The sequence below is a fragment of the Streptococcus sp. 'caviae' genome, from assembly GCF_001937065.1.
In the GTDB taxonomy this organism is placed as follows: domain Bacteria; phylum Bacillota; class Bacilli; order Lactobacillales; family Streptococcaceae; genus Streptococcus.
In genome coordinates this window covers 35,122-49,750 of record NZ_MOWR01000009.1, presented here as the reverse complement: position 1 = coordinate 49,750, position 14,629 = coordinate 35,122, and the positions used below count along the sequence as shown (strand labels likewise).

The 14,629-nt window shown below is 44.1% G+C and carries 11 protein-coding genes and 2 pseudogenes; 2 read left to right on the top strand and 11 right to left on the bottom strand.

Annotated features, from left to right (window positions below):
• Positions 1-72: 72 nt before the first annotated feature.
• From rpsO to BMI76_RS08790, 3 genes are all read right to left on the bottom strand, one after another.
• On the bottom strand, positions 73-342 hold the full coding sequence (rpsO, locus tag BMI76_RS08800) for a 30S ribosomal protein S15 (protein ID WP_003090378.1): 270 nt from the start codon (positions 340-342) through the stop codon (positions 73-75).
• A 238-nt stretch (positions 343-580) separates the two neighbouring features.
• Positions 581-3,250: a bifunctional acetaldehyde-CoA/alcohol dehydrogenase gene (gene adhE, locus BMI76_RS08795; RefSeq protein WP_075347206.1), complete on the bottom strand. Its 2,670-nt coding sequence runs from the start codon at positions 3,248-3,250 to the stop codon at positions 581-583.
• Positions 3,251-3,590: 340 nt separating this feature from the next.
• Entirely contained in the window at positions 3,591-4,763 is a 1,173-nt protein-coding gene (locus tag BMI76_RS08790) for an MFS transporter (RefSeq protein ID WP_075347205.1), read from the bottom strand.
• Between the two features lie 346 nt (positions 4,764-5,109).
• Here BMI76_RS08790 and BMI76_RS08785 point away from each other — a divergent pair, with 346 nt between their 5' ends.
• Positions 5,110-5,757, top strand: a complete 648-nt coding sequence (locus BMI76_RS08785; protein ID WP_075347204.1) for a cyclic nucleotide-binding domain-containing protein — start codon at positions 5,110-5,112, stop codon at positions 5,755-5,757.
• 73 nt (positions 5,758-5,830) lie between these two features.
• Positions 5,831-6,445, top strand: a complete 615-nt coding sequence (def, locus tag BMI76_RS08780; RefSeq protein ID WP_075347203.1) for a peptide deformylase — start codon at positions 5,831-5,833, stop codon at positions 6,443-6,445.
• A 107-nt stretch (positions 6,446-6,552) separates the two neighbouring features.
• On the opposite strand, the gene BMI76_RS08775 is transcribed toward def, so the two are convergent.
• The 8 genes and pseudogenes from BMI76_RS08775 to BMI76_RS08745 form a co-directional block, all read right to left on the bottom strand.
• Positions 6,553-7,542, bottom strand: a complete 990-nt coding sequence (locus BMI76_RS08775; protein WP_075347202.1) for a lipoate--protein ligase — start codon at positions 7,540-7,542, stop codon at positions 6,553-6,555.
• 95 nt (positions 7,543-7,637) lie between these two features.
• The gene (lpdA, locus tag BMI76_RS08770; protein WP_075347201.1) at positions 7,638-9,377 is read right to left on the bottom strand and encodes a dihydrolipoyl dehydrogenase; all 1,740 of its coding nucleotides are present in this window, start codon (positions 9,375-9,377) and stop codon (positions 7,638-7,640) included.
• Positions 9,378-9,444: 67 nt separating this feature from the next.
• Positions 9,445-10,464 (bottom strand): annotated as a pseudogene (locus tag BMI76_RS08765) (dihydrolipoamide acetyltransferase); the annotation flags it as partial.
• Between the two features lie 101 nt (positions 10,465-10,565).
• Positions 10,566-10,815 (bottom strand): annotated as a pseudogene (locus tag BMI76_RS10990) (biotin/lipoyl-containing protein); the annotation flags it as partial.
• Positions 10,816-11,053: 238 nt separating this feature from the next.
• Complete coding sequence (locus BMI76_RS08760) at positions 11,054-12,055, bottom strand: alpha-ketoacid dehydrogenase subunit beta (protein WP_075347199.1); 1,002 nt, start codon at positions 12,053-12,055, stop codon at positions 11,054-11,056.
• Between the two features lie 182 nt (positions 12,056-12,237).
• Positions 12,238-13,206 (bottom strand): thiamine pyrophosphate-dependent dehydrogenase E1 component subunit alpha, encoded by a 969-nt coding sequence (locus BMI76_RS08755; protein WP_075347198.1) that lies wholly within the window; start codon positions 13,204-13,206, stop codon positions 12,238-12,240.
• Between the two features lie 300 nt (positions 13,207-13,506).
• A complete protein-coding gene (locus BMI76_RS08750; protein ID WP_075347197.1) occupies positions 13,507-14,061 on the bottom strand; it encodes an NADPH-dependent FMN reductase in 555 nt (184 codons plus the stop codon).
• A gap of 78 nt (positions 14,062-14,139) precedes the next feature.
• Entirely contained in the window at positions 14,140-14,568 is a 429-nt protein-coding gene (locus BMI76_RS08745) for a MarR family winged helix-turn-helix transcriptional regulator (protein ID WP_075347196.1), read from the bottom strand.
• Between the last annotated feature and the right edge of the window lie 61 nt (positions 14,569-14,629).

Here is a 14,629-nt window from a genome sequence, read left to right as displayed (position 1 = left end):
ATAAACCAAAAGCAGCCCGCTGGAAATTATTCTCCAACAGGCTGCATTGCATTTTTTTCGGATGCCTTCAAATTAACGGCGAAGTCCGAGTGAACTGATAAGATCACGGTAACGGTTAACATCTGTGCGGCGAAGATAAGCCAAGAGGTTACGGCGATGACCGATTTTTTTCATCAAGCCACGGTAAGTTGCATGGTCTTTTTTATGCTGTTTGATGTGTTCGTTGAGGTGGTTGATTTCCCAAGTCAGGACAGCAACCTGTACTTCTACTGAACCCGTGTCGCCTTCGTGGCGGGCATATTGTGCGATGATTTCATTTTTTTTCTCTTTTGAGATTGCCATAATATTTTCTCCTTCTGAATCCCTAATCCGAGTGCTGGGTTTTGGCGAATCCCAGAACCAAGAAAAGGTTACTTGTCTTTAAGACAGTTCTTATTTTAGCAAATTAGCCCCCCAACGTCAACTGATTTTCTTTGCTGAGCAAAATGCAAGCTTTAGCTGACAGTATGAGAAGTATTTTTATACTAATTGAAAAAGGCCCGCCGAAGCGGACCCTGACTGCAAACTATATTAATAGAGCTTAGAACATATCAATCAAAAGCTGTTTCAATTCTTCAATGTATGGCTGACGCGGATTAGCCGGCGTACATTGGTCATCGTAAGCCAAGCTTGCCAAACGGTCAACTGCTGCGTCAAAGGCTTTCTTAGTAACCCCATTAGCTGACAGTTTTGGTTCGACACCGACAGCGTGCATCAATTTGTCAATGCGTGCGCAGAGTGCTTCAACCAATTCAGCATCGTCCTTGCCTTTAAGGCCGAGATAGCGAGCGATATCTGCATAGTCACGCTGTGCACGGTATTCTTCGTAACGCGGATAAACAGAACGTTTCACATTGCCAGAAACCCCGTTGTAGCGGATGACATGCTGCATAGCGATTGAGATAGCCAGACCATGCGGAAGTCCGAATTCACCACCTGTTTTGTGAGCCAGTGAGTGGTTGATACCAAGGAAGGCATTACCGAAGGCCATACCTGCAATAGTTGATGCGTAGTGCATGTTTTCTTTAGCTTGTTCCCCGCGAAGAGTTGGGTTCTTAGGATCGTAGTTATAAGCATCTTCCAAGTTTTCAATGATCAATTTAATCGCTTCAAGTGACCATGGACGTGTGAAGTCAGATGCCATCACTGATACGTAAGATTCAAGAGCGTGTGACAAAGCGTCAAGACCTGACCAAGCAGCTGTACGTTTTGGTACCGTCATAACAAATTCTGGGTCAACGATAGCGACTTGTGGCACCAATTCATAGTCAGCAAGAGGGTATTTTACGTGTGTGAAGTCATCTGTGATAACGGCAAACGGTGTTACTTCGGCACCCGTACCAGATGTTGTTGGAATACAGAAGAGACGTGTGACGGTTTGGTGTTTGAATTTCACAATACGTTTGCGGATATCGATGAATTTTTGCTGCAATTCAAGGAAGAATTCGCTGACGTTTTCGTAAGAATCAAGCCAAGCGTCTTCTTTATCAAGAGAAACTTCATAAATCAAACGAGCAATCTTAGATGCATCAATGGCAGAACCACCACCGATAGCGATGACTGTATCTGGTTTGAAATCGCGCATTTGTTTAGCGATTTCAATGGTTTGACCAAGCGTTGGGTCAGGTTTGATGGTACCGTAAAGTGATGTCACAACTTTTTCATCACGAAGTGCCAATTCCGCGTAAACAGTGTCAACGAAGCCAAATTGAACCATACCCGGGTCGGCAACAATGAGTGCACGTTTCATTGGTTCGTATTCATCTTGCAAATAAGAAATCGCATTTTTTTCGTAGTAAGTTTTTTCTGGCAAACGAACCCATTGAGGACGGTTACGGCGTTTCGCAACAGTTTTCACGTTCAAGAGGTCGCCAGTAGATAGATTGTGTGACAATGAATTTTTCCCCCATGATCCTGTTCCAAGAGTTAAGCTGGCTTGCAATGCATCCGTATAAACATCACCGATACCGCCGACTGAGTCTGGCTGGTTAACCAAGATACGAGATGAATTAAGCGCATCGCCATATTCAGCTACAAATGGGTCAGCTTGAGAGCCGATTTGGATGGCACAGTTGTGACCAGCTCCTTGGTAATCAAGCAATGCAGCCACAATTTCGATACCGTCTTTGCGGTCTTTGGCCTTGTAAACAGAAAGGAGCGGAGAAAGTTTTTCAGAAGACAGCTTTTCACCAATGTTTTTCTTATCCAGTTCAAACAAGAGGACATCTTTGCCTTCTGGCAGTTTCACACCAGCCTGCTCGCAGATCCACTGTGCAGACATACCAGCAACCGGTCCGTTGACACCGTGGTGATCATTGAAGACGAAGTCTTCTAATTTCTTGTAGTCTTTTTTAGGAACGAGATAAGCCCCTTTTTCCTGCATTTTGGCAAGCCATTCCTTATAGATTGGTGCTTCAACAATGGCTGAGTTTTCAGTCGCACAAATCATACCATTGTCAAAACGCTTAGAAAGAAGGAGGTCCTCAACTGCACGGTCAAGGTGGGCAGTCGCGTCCACATAAACCGCACCGTTACCAGCACCAACACCCATTGATGGGTTACCAGATTTAAGGGCTGCATTAACCATACCAGGTCCGCCGGTTGCAAGGATAGAAGCAATCTTTTTATTTGAGATCAAAGCGCTTGTATTTTCAAGAGATGGTGTTTCAATCCATTGAACAATATTTTCAGGAGCACCGGCTTTAACCGCTGCATCGTAGAGGATTTGAGCGGCATGGGCAGAACATTTTTGCGCTGCTGGGTGGAAGGCGAACACGATAGCGTTACGTGTTTTCAAAGCAACCAAGATTTTAAACATGGTTGTTGATGTTGGATTGGTTGTTGGCACGATACCAGCTAAAACACCGAGCGGTGCTGCGATTTGGATACTGCCGGCAACTTTGTCTTCTCCGATGATACCTACTGTTTTTTCATTTTTGATGCGTTCGTAAACATACTCTGTCGCAAAGTGGTTCTTGGTATCTTTATCTTCGACAACTCCGCGGCCAGTTTCTTCGTGGGCTTCTTTAGCCAATTCCAAGGATGCTTCAGAACCAGCAAGTGCCATGGCAGCTACGATTTTATCAACTTGTTCTTGGGAATAAGTTGCGTAAAGACGTTCAGCTTCCAGTGCCTTGTCTACAAGTTCACCCGTGTACTGCTGCGCCAATTCTTCAGCACTGAGTTCTGCAGTTTTAGTTGCTTTAGCCATTAAAAAATCCTCCTACATAAGTACTTTACAAAGTTGTTTCCAGAAGAATTGCAGTAGATCAAATCATTTTTAAGCTTCAGCTGATCGCTATGCTGGTCAGGCTTGCAGTTTAGCGCTTTCATTTAAAGGAAAGCTTCTCCCAATCGAGATTGGCCAAACAAGCAGCCTCTAAGCAAGATAATCAGCCGAGCACTAAGCTGGTTTAATCCCTTATGCTGTTTGTGATATTCTTCACCAATTATAATAAACTTATTTTTTAAAAAGGTCAAGTGTTTTTGTGAATTTTTTCTCAAATTTTTTATTTTGCTATTTTCCCTCTAACCAAAAAGCCCCAAAATTGCTATTTGGAGCTTTTAGACCAAGCTTTTGTACGGATCAGCAGAATGAAGCCCAAAATAAAACTTGTAAGAGCAAATATTAAAAAAGCAGCATTCAAATGCGGACTGATTTTCGTTAACAGCTGGAGGACAAGAGAAGCACAGCCGCCGCCAAGATTACAGCCAATCAGCACCAGTGTTGTTGCTGTAGTCAGCTGATGGCGAGGAATGCGCTCTGAAATTTTATGAAAAACCAAGGTCACGCCTAAACTGTATACAAAACCGGTGATCAAGGCTCCCAGCCCCAACAGCCATAACTGCTGAGCCTGCCAAAGCAGCAAGAGTCCCATTCCTAAAACTAACAGAACCAGAGGCATCAAATAATCTTTCAGCCAGCTAAGCAAAACACTAAACAGTGTTCCTGCCAGAATGCCCATCAGCATCATCAAGCTTAAAATCAGACTGGCTTGACCGGCTGTCCCCAGATGCAGCCTATCAACTAAGATTGGAATGCGCAGGGTATTGGCAGAATTCACCAAAATAACAAAGCTGGCATACAGAGCCATTCCTAAAATATAGAGCAGCTGACGTGGTGTAAAGCTTTCCCGGCGGTCTTTCCCGCTGACTGTCTGCTCTTTCTTTTCCTCCCTCTGCGGAACAAACAGCAGATACAAAACCAAAATAGGCAGCCCAAAGCCATAAACCAAAAAAGCAGCTGACCAAGAATAATCCAGCAGCTGACCGGCTAAAAAGGTCAAAACCGCCGATCCCAAAACTTCCATGGAGCCTCTAAGTCCCAGCATTTGCACGCGGGTTTTCCCCGAAAACCGTTCACTGATGATATTGATAGCACGAGCGTTGATTAAGCCAATCCCAAATCCCAAAAGCAGGCGGGACAAAAAAACGAACTCATAAACCTGAACAGCAAGCGGCACCATGCCTCCAAGAGAAAGAAGCGACAGCCCCAAAATAACACTCAAACGCTCTGAGAGCAGGGTATTCAGCCAAGGGTTGAGCAGCAGAGCCGCTAAAATAGCAAAGGAAGACAGGGATAAAAGCAATTCGACCTGAGCACTGCTGTAACCTTGTTCTTGATAAAAGGCCACCATTTTAGGCAGGGCAGGGGCGACCGCGAAAGTCGATACCAGCATTAAAGATAATGATAGAAGACTGATTTTCTCCATCAACTGTTTCATAAAAACTCCTCGAAAGCAATACTCAGCGAACATCAAAATCAGACTGGGAAAGGCGGCAAAGTTAATGAATCCAAGCGCTTCATTGACCGGCGACAGCCGCTAGCAGCGGTCTGTCTACTACTTACTGACTTAGCAGTGAAATGGCGTCAATTGCGCTTTTTCCTGTCACAACTGGCCATAGACAGTATGGAACTAGGAGACTTGAGCAGCGAAACGGGCATCAGCCGCACAGCAATCTATCATTTTGATTTTCTAAGAGTATAAAACTTGTTTTTTCTTGTAAATAGAGTATAATCAAACTTGGCTAAGAAAAATATGACATATGTCATAAACAGGAGGCGAAGCCGTGAAAACCCTAACCGATTGGATTCAAGAATTTCAGCTGGAAAATATTTTTCCTGCCCATTATTTTGAAAAGCTGCAGGTCAAATCTTTCTCAGCCGGAGAAAGCATCTGCCAGCAGGGCCAAGACTTACAGGCACTGTCTTATTTTGTCCAAGGAAAAATCAAAATTGTCCGCCGCCTCTTTAACGGCAAAGAGCATATTCTGGATATTCAGGATAAGCCTACGATTATCGGCGATATTGAATTTTTAACAGATCAGCAGACGGTATCTTCTGTGATCGCTCTTGAAAAGTCTTGGGTCATCCAGCTGCCGCTTGAAAATAATAAAAATATGCTGCTGAAAGATCCGCTGTTTCTGCTCAAATTAGGACAGGGACTGGCTCAGGCTCTCTACCAGCAGAATATCCGCGCCTCAACCAACCTTTCCTATACCGTTAAGGAGCGTCTGGCCAGCCATATTTTAGCTGTCCAAAAAGATGGCAGATTTCATTTGGAGCTGAGCACGCTGGCAGATTCATTCGGTGTCAGCTACCGCCACTTGCTGCGTGTCATTGGGGAGTTCATTGCCTTAGGGTTGATCCGCAAGCAAAAACCCTATTATCACATTGTTGATTCCAAGCAGCTGAGCCGATGGCAGATCAAGGAATAAAGGGATTCTTCTAACTTTATTTATCCCTTATTTTGTGCTATATTTAATTTAGTGTAAGAACAAGGAGAAAAGAATGTCTATTATAGAAAAACTTACTCGAGCCAGTCATTTGATTGATATGGATGATATTATCCGCGAAGGCAATCCGACTCTTCGCGCCGTTGCCCAAGATGTTACTTTTCCTTTGACCGATGAGGATATTATTCTGGGTGAAAAAATGCTGCAGTTTCTGAAAAATTCACAGGATCCTACAACTGCTGAAAAAATGGGGCTGCGCGGCGGTGTCGGTCTGGCTGCGCCCCAACTGGATATTTCAAAACGCATTATCGCAGTTCTCGTTCCCAATCCTGAAGACGAGGATGGCAATCCTCCCAAAGAGGCCTACGCCTTGGAAGAAGTTATGTACAATCCTCGGATTATCGCCCACTCTGTTCAGGACGCAGCACTTGCTGACGGTGAAGGCTGCCTGTCAGTTGACCGTGTCGTAGAAGGCTATGTCATCCGCCATTCCCGCGTGACTATCGAATATTATGACAAGGATGGCAACAAAAAGAAAATTAAACTCAAAGGATTTAACTCAATCGTTGTACAGCATGAAATTGACCACACTAACGGCATCATGTTTTACGACCGTATCAACGAAAAAAATCCTTTTGAAGTTAAGGAAAATCTGCTGCTGATTGAATGAAGCAGTACAATAAAAAGAGCGGAATACATGTTCCGCTCTTTTTATTGTTGTCAAGGCTGTTTAGCATGCTTGAAAACTAAGCATAGAAAGACAATGCCTCTGTTTATTTAAGCCACAATCGCTTTAGCCACTTCTTCTGTTGTCATGCGGCTGAAATAGTGAGTTGTATCAACCGTTTTGAGTTTTTCCAAAATATCCTTATACTCATAACGGCTGCCAACAAGGAGCTGTTCTATATCTGATACATCACCGATACCAAAGAAGTCACCGTAGATTTTGATCGATTTAATAACGGATTTTTCGACATTAGCATAGGTGGTAATCTTACCGGCAGGATAACGGACACTGCGTTTAATAGTGTATTCCGGTGCTGCCCCGTAAATCCAATTCCAGTTGCCGAACTGCTCTTTTTCAGACTGTCTGATACGCTCCAGCTCAGCTTCTGAAAATTCATATTCTGTCATATCGGGATTTTCTTCTTTGACTTGTTCAAGAAGAGCATCGCGGAAGGCCAGTACATCCATTTTCTGGGGCAGCTCATCATTAATATTCGTCACCCGAGCTCGGACAGATTTTATCCCTTTAGATTCAATCTTATCCTTGCTTACTTTAAGTGCATCTGCTAAAACAGATGTGTCCACATCAAACATGAGGCAGCCATGGTGCATCATCCGCCCCTTGTAGTAAGCCTGAGCATTGCCGCAGAATTTTTTCCCGTCAATTTCGAGGTCATTGCGGCCGGTAAATTCAGCTTTGACTCCCAATTTGGCCAGAGTATCAATAACAGGTTTTGAAAAAGTCTTGAAATCAAAGGCTCCTTCATCTGCTTTATTTGAAATAATCGTATAATTGAGATTGTTCAGATCATGGTAGACAGCTCCGCCGCCTGATAAACGGCGGACAACATGAATACCGTGAGCGTCGGTGTATTCCTTGTTAATCTCTTCAATAGCATTCTGGTGCTTGCCGATAACAATAGTCGGCTCATTAATCCAGAGAATAAAAATTTCATCTTCGTCCAGCATTTCCCTAAAAGCGTAAGCCTCTAAAGCAATATTAAAAGCCGGGTTGTTCGAATGACTGACAATATACTTCATTTTTTCTCCCAAAAATTATTTAAAGGGGGACAGCTGCATAAGACAGACACTTATTCGTCCAGCCCCCATCAGATACAATCTAAATTTCTCATTTATCAGCGGCGTTTTGGCGGATTGTGAACGGCTTCACCCAAAACATCGGCAAAGGCTTCATACATGTTTTCTGAGAAGGTTGGATGTCCGTGGATGGATTGAACTACTTCATCAACCGTCAATTCATTTTCCATGATAGTTGAAGCTTCGTTAATCAATTCTGCCGCAGCCGGACCAATGATGTGAACTCCGAGAATTTCATGGTACTTAGCATCGGCAATGACCTTAACAAATCCTTGAGCTTCATTTGAAGCAATGGCACGTCCGTTGCCTGTAAAGCTGGATTTTCCAATCAGCACATTGCCATATTTAGCCCGTGCATCTTCTTCAGTAATTCCGCACATCGCCACTTCAGGATGTGTGTAAACTGCTGCTGGCGTATAGGCAAGATGGGCCTTGCGAGTGTTCCCTTTCAGAGCATTTTCGGCAGCCACTTCTCCCATACGGTAAGCGGCATGAGCCAGCATCTTAAGACCGTTGACATCACCGGGAGCATAGATTCCAGAAATAGAGGTTTCTTGGTAATCATCCACTTTAATGCGGCCGCGTTCCATTTCAAGGTCAAGTTTTTCAAGCCCCTTCATCTGCGGTACACGTCCGATGGAAAGCAGAGCTTTTTCAGCCACAACTTCTTCGCCATTATTTAGCTTCAAAGTCAGCTGGTTATTGGCTTCAACAATTTCTTCCAAGCCGACAGATGTTTTAATCGTCATGCCCTTCTTGGACAAAATCTTTTGCAGCTCAAGAGAGACTTCCTTATCCATTGCAGGAATAATGCGGTCAGCCATTTCAATAACGGTAACTTCAACACCGTATGATGCCCAGACAAGTCCCAGCTCAATACCAACAACACCGCCGCCGATAACAGCCAGAGACTTAGGAATTTCACGCAGATCAAGAATATCATCTGAAGTCAGAACAAGCGATGAATCAATACCTGGAATGTTAATGCGTGACACTGTGGATCCGGTCGCTAAAATAATGTTGCGACCTTTGATTGTTTCCGAACCAATGGTTACTGTTTTATCAGGATTAACCTGTCCAAGACCGTTGAAGATAGTCACTTTGTTAGCTTTTAACAGACCTTGAACCCCGCCTGTTAATGTTTTAACAACTGAGTTTTTAAAGTCAACCGTTTTGTCCATATCAATAGTATAGTTGGTTGAAGCAAGGTTGATCCCGCGGCCGGCTGCAATCTTAATACCGTCAAGAATTTCAGCATTTTTCAGATAAGTCTTAGTTGGGATACAGCCTTTGTTCAGGCAGACGCCGCCGAGTTCTGATTTTTCGATGATTGCTACCTTGCCGCCCAGCTGGGCACCGCGAATAGCAGCGTAATAACCGGCAGGGCCGCCGCCAACAACAATAATATCATACTCATCATCAGCCAGCGGTGCCCGTTGAGCAACTGCCTGGTCTGCCGGTGCGTCAGGGACTTCAAGACCAGCTGCCTTGAGATCATCAGCAGAAGCTGCTGGAGCTACGTCCGTTTCAACCGCTTCACCGGCTACACCGATATAGCCAATCACTTCTGTTACCGGAACAACTTCGCCGTTCCCTTTGACAATCTTCAGCAGAACTCCTGAATCTTCGGCTTCTATTTCCATATTGGTCTTATCAGACATGATTTCAAGCAGGATATCTCCCTCCTTGACCTCATCGCCTTCTTGTTTTTTCCACTCGATGATTTCACCTTCCTGCATGTCTACACCGAGCTTTGGCATAATGATTTCAGCTGCCATTTTTTTCTCCTTTAAACTCTAGAATAATAATGTCATTTACCTGTTTATACTCACCATTTTACAACTATTAGATTAGAAGCTCAAATGGATTTTCCATTAATTTTTTCAAGTCAACCATAAACTTGGCTCCGTTCATTCCATCGACGATGCGGTGGTCAATGGTCAGACACAAAGCCATAATCGGCCGCACAGCAATTTCACCATCAACAACTGTCGGCGTCGGAATGGTCGCGCCTACACCCAGAATAGCTGAATTTGGCTGATTGATAATCGGATTGAAGGTCTTGGTGCCAAACATTCCTAAGTTAGTGATTGAGAATGTTGAACCGGACATTTCAGCCGCTTTCAGCTTGCCTGTCTGAGCTTTTTTGATGATATCCTTTGATGCCACAACAAACTCTGACAGACTCATCTGATCGGCTCCGTGGACAACCGGCACAAGAAGGCCTTCATCAAGACCCACGGCAACACCTAGATTGACAAACTTATGCAGTTCAATTTCTGTCGCATCGTTAATCAAAGAAGCATTGAGGTACTGATGTTCAGGCTTCAGCAAGGTTTTGACAACCGCCATACCAATAAGATCAGTGAAGCTGACTTTCAGACCTGTTTTTTCCATGATCGGCTCAATCAGTTTCTTCCGCAGAGCGATCATTTCTGTCATGTCAATGTCATAATTGAGGGTGAAGGTTGGTGCTGTCAGATAAGAGTTAACCATACTTTTAGCAACTGCCTTGCGCATAGCTGACATCTTAATAATCTCAACACCTTCCGGCAATTCAGCTGCCGCAGGAGCTGCTTCAGGAGCGCTGGTTTTCTCTTCGGCCGGCTGGCTGGCTGCAAGAACTGCCAGAACGTCTTCTTTGACAATCTTTCCACCAAAGCCGGTAGCTGTTATATCGGCAAGATCTATTCCCTTGTCTTCAGCTATTTTACGAGCCAGCGGCGTTGCCTTAGGCTGAGCTGCTTTAAAATCTTCAACATCATCTTGATGAATGCGGCCGTTGGCACCTGTACCCGGAACCTGACTGAGATCTACATTGAGCTCACGTGCCGTTCTGCGGGCTGCAGGCGTTGCCCGCACTTTTTCGCTTTTTTGAGAAGCAGACTGCCGGCTTACAACTGGCTGGGCTGCTGCCTGTTCTGCTGCTTGAGCTGGCGATGGCTGAGCTGCTGCTTCCTTAACATCAACCACTTCACCGGCTGCACCGATATAGCCAATCACTTCTGTTACCGGAACAACTTCGCCGTTCCCTTTGACAATCTTCAGCAGAACTCCTGAATCTTCGGCTTCTATTTCCATATTGGTCTTATCAGACATGATTTCAAGCAGGATATCTCCCTCCTTGACCTCATCGCCTTCTTGTTTTTTCCACTCGATGATTTCACCTTCCTGCATGTCTACACCGAGCTTTGGCATAATGATTTCAACTGCCATTTCTTTCCCTTCCTTTATAAAATCGAGATTAGAACAAAGTGTTCTAATTCTTATTTTATTGTTGTTACATATCGAGACTGCGCAATTCCCAAAGCTTATACTGTTCTATCCCAATAAATTGCTGCAGCCTTTTAGCTATAGCCAGTGTGATAACTGAATCACCCCGGCAGTCAAACAGATTTTGGGCAGGAATAAGGCAGTCATTTGCTCTTATTCTTCTGCTCAATTCATTTTTCGATTAGCCTTTGCCTTTACGAACCTGCTTGTAAATAGCTGTTTTAATTTTTTCCACATTCGGTAAAATTGCATTCTCCAGAACATTGGAATATGGAACCGGCACATCTTCTGAAGCAAGACGAACAATTGGTGCATCCAGATAGTCAAAGGCTTCGCTTTCAGTAATCACAGTTGCAATCTCACCAATAAAGCCGCCTGTCTTGTAGGCATCGTTGACTAAAATAACCTTGCCGGTTTTCTTGACAGAGTTGATAATCAAATCTTTATCAAGCGGAATGAGAGTTCTAGGATCCACTACTTCGACACTGATTCCCTCAGCTGCAACCTCATCGGCTGCCTGAAGCACGCGCTCAAGCATACGGCCGTAGGATACAATGGTCACATCGCTTCCTTCACGCTTGATTTCCCCCTTGCCGAGCGGAATGTAGAAATCAGGATCTAAATTGACTTCCTCTTTCTTACCGTAAAGAGCCTTAGGTTCCATAAAAATAACAATATTATTATCGCGGATGGAAGATTTTAACAGAGCCTTGCTGTCATTAACCGTTCCCGGTGCAACAACCTTAATCCCCGGAATATGTGTCAGCCAAGCTTCCAAAGACTGCGAGTGCTGGGCAGCCGAGCCAATTCCCGAACCTGATGCCACGCGGAAGGTTACCGGTGTTTTCAGGCCGCCGCCAAACATGTAATTAGCCTTGGCTCCTTGATTGACAATAGCGTCCATAGCAATTGTAATAAAATCCATAAAGGTCAAATCCACAATCGGACGAAGACCTGTCTGAGCAGCACCGACAGCAGAACCTGCAATAGCAGCTTCTGAAATCGGGGTGTCTTTAACACGTTTTTCGCCAAACTCAGCCAGCATACCAACAGAAGTCCCGAAGTCCCCGCCGTAAACACCGACATCTTCTCCCATCAGGAAAACTTTATCATCTTTGCGCATCTCTTCGCTCATGGCAAGATTGATTGCTTCGCGCAAAGCTACTACTTTTGTTTCAGTCATTTAAATTCTCTCCTCTATCAAAAAGTAAACTGCTCTTTTTTCTAAGCACAGAGCACGGGCAAAATGCTGCCCTGCCTATTAATACTCTTCAAAAATCAAAACTATAGGTTGTTGCCCAGTCTATTTTTGATTTTTATTGAGTATAACTCTTACAGTTCTCAGACTGTTTTTGACAAGATAGCTTAATCGACCCAGACATCTTCAAAGGCCACTGAAAGTTCTGGCTCTGGACTGTCCTGAGCAAACTTGACAGCTTCTTCAATTTCCTTGGCAACCTCTGCCTCAATAGCGTCGAGTTCCTCATCGCTGGCAATTTTATTGTCTGTCAAATAAGTACGGTATTTCTTCAGAGGATCCTTAGCCTTCCAGGCGTCTACTTCTTCCTTGGTACGGTAAGCACCGGCGTCAGCAGTTGAATGTCCAAACCAGCGGTAAGACTCAACTTCAATGATAGCCGGACCGTTGCCTGCTCGCACATAATCAATTACTTCCTGCATTTTTTCGTAAACAGCAATAACATCGTTGCCGTCTTCAACATAATATCCCGGAATACCATAAGCATCTGCACGCAGGTAAAGGTGAGGAATCTTAGTTGAATAATTAATATCCGTCGAGATTCCGTAACGGTTGTTGATAATAAAGAAAATAACCGGCAGATTCCAGACTGCAGCCAGATTAACAGATTCATGAAATGAGCCTTCATTTGTCGCAGAATCGCCCGAAAAAGCAATAACAATATTGCCTGTCTCTTCATACTGCTGGGTCAAAGCAGCACCAGCTGCCAGAGCATAGCCGCCGCCAACAATTCCGTTAGTTCCGTAGTTGCCTTTTTCAAGATTGGCCAAGTGCATGGAACCTCCGCGGCCTTTAGAAGAACCTGTTGCCTTACCAGCCAGCTCCGCAAAAAGCGCGGGAATATCGATCCCTTTAGCAATCGTCTGACCATGCCCGCGGTGGTTAGAAAAGATAATATCCTGATCCGTCAGTCCGGCAATCGCACCGACAGAAGCCGCTTCTTCTCCCACTGAAAAGTGAGTCATCCCTTGTACAAAACCGCGGCGTACAAGTTTATTAAGTTTCATATCAACATCGCGGATACGCTGCATTTTCACAAACATATCCAAATATTGTTCTTTAGATAAAGATACCATAACAACCTCCAAAATTCTTTCTTACTCTTCTATCATAGACTAAAATTTCACAAACCGCAAGAATTTTAACCGCTTTCTAGGCCTAAAATAAGGGTTTTTCTGTGTTCTTAATTATTTTTTTCACAAACTTTTTCTAAACCTTCCCAGACACGGCATCCAGCATTTTTGGGATTGCCTCAAGAAACAGCTATCTCTGCTGATAACTAAAAAAGCTGAGACATCGGCGAGCTCCTTTATTTGCAGGAACATCGCAAGGTCTCAGCCTCTTTCCTAAAAATTCACTTACTTAAGCAAGCTATCTTAATTCTCACAGGCAGACAGTAAGGCATCAGCTTGGTCGGACAGCTCTGCTAATTTTTCTTCTGAAACTTCAAGAATTCCCGTTTCCCAAGCCTCGGGATTAATCGGCACGCCTGTCAGCTGATCAACCAAATTCATTCGGATAAAGGGCAGCAAGGAGCGGTAATCTTTAAAAACCTCTTCCGGTGATACACCATTCGCTACAGATGAAACGGTTACTGTTTTATCCTGAAGAGCTGAAGGACCTGTCGGGTCTGACAAATCAAGAGCGCGCGACAGCCAATCAAGTAAATTTTTCATTACCCCCGGAATGGCGTAGTTATAAACCGGTGAAAAAATCCAGATAGCATCTGCTTCTTGGATTTCTTCGCGGGCGTGAGCAACTTCAGGGTGCACAGGCACCTCTAAATCCTGATTAAACAGGGGAACACGCTCGTAATCTAAATAGGAAACATGGGCTTTGTCCCCTATTATTTCTTCTGTTTTCTTCGCTAACTGCCGGTTAAACGAACTCGTACTAAATGAACCAACAATGAATAGAATTCTCTTTGACATAAGGTCTCCTTAAAAATTTAATTTATCACTAGATAGCAGTAATAAGCCATCTTTGTTTCCTACAGTGACTGCTTGTTCTTAAAGATTTTTAAATTTTTTCAGCAGGTCAATCAAAATCAGCTGCTCTTCTTTGGTCATGACCGAAAAGGATTTTTCTACCAGAGCAATATGTTCAGGCAAGGCCTTTTGAATCAGCTGTCTGCCATCTTCAGTCAGGCCAACAACCCAGGCACGCTTGTCTTTTGGATCGGGCTTGCGGTAGATCCAGCCATTGCGCTCCATATTTTTAATAACGACCGTCATATTGCCGGATGTTGCCAATATAGAAGAAATCAAGCGGCCGATTGTCATCTCTCCCTTAGCATGCAAAACATCCAAAACAGCAAACTGTGTCGGTGTCAGACCGTTATCCTTATAGCTCGGAGCAACTTGGGCATCGATTGTTCGCATCGCTTTGCGAAAAACAACCATAGCCTTGACTGCAGGATTCTTATCTAAATCACCCATACAACTCCTCCTATGAAAAATATCACTTTTTATTTTACTACTAATTAGTGTTATTTGCAAG

What these genes read in the sequence shown, in the direction of transcription:
- rpsO (WP_003090378.1), bottom strand. Translation starts at nt 342, where the DNA reads ATGGCAATCTCAAAAGAGAAAAAAAATGAAATCATCGCACAATATGCC.
- adhE (WP_075347206.1), bottom strand. Translation starts at nt 3,250, where the DNA reads ATGGCTAAAGCAACTAAAACTGCAGAACTCAGTGCTGAAGAATTGGCG.
- BMI76_RS08790 (WP_075347205.1), bottom strand. Translation starts at nt 4,763, where the DNA reads ATGAAACAGTTGATGGAGAAAATCAGTCTTCTATCATTATCTTTAATG.
- def (WP_075347203.1), top strand. Translation starts at nt 5,831, where the DNA reads ATGTCTATTATAGAAAAACTTACTCGAGCCAGTCATTTGATTGATATG.
- BMI76_RS08775 (WP_075347202.1), bottom strand. Translation starts at nt 7,542, where the DNA reads ATGAAGTATATTGTCAGTCATTCGAACAACCCGGCTTTTAATATTGCT.
- lpdA (WP_075347201.1), bottom strand. Translation starts at nt 9,377, where the DNA reads ATGGCAGCTGAAATCATTATGCCAAAGCTCGGTGTAGACATGCAGGAA.
- BMI76_RS08760 (WP_075347199.1), bottom strand. Translation starts at nt 12,055, where the DNA reads ATGACTGAAACAAAAGTAGTAGCTTTGCGCGAAGCAATCAATCTTGCC.
- BMI76_RS08755 (WP_075347198.1), bottom strand. Translation starts at nt 13,206, where the DNA reads ATGGTATCTTTATCTAAAGAACAATATTTGGATATGTTTGTGAAAATG.
- BMI76_RS08750 (WP_075347197.1), bottom strand. Translation starts at nt 14,061, where the DNA reads ATGTCAAAGAGAATTCTATTCATTGTTGGTTCATTTAGTACGAGTTCG.
- BMI76_RS08745 (WP_075347196.1), bottom strand. Translation starts at nt 14,568, where the DNA reads ATGGGTGATTTAGATAAGAATCCTGCAGTCAAGGCTATGGTTGTTTTT.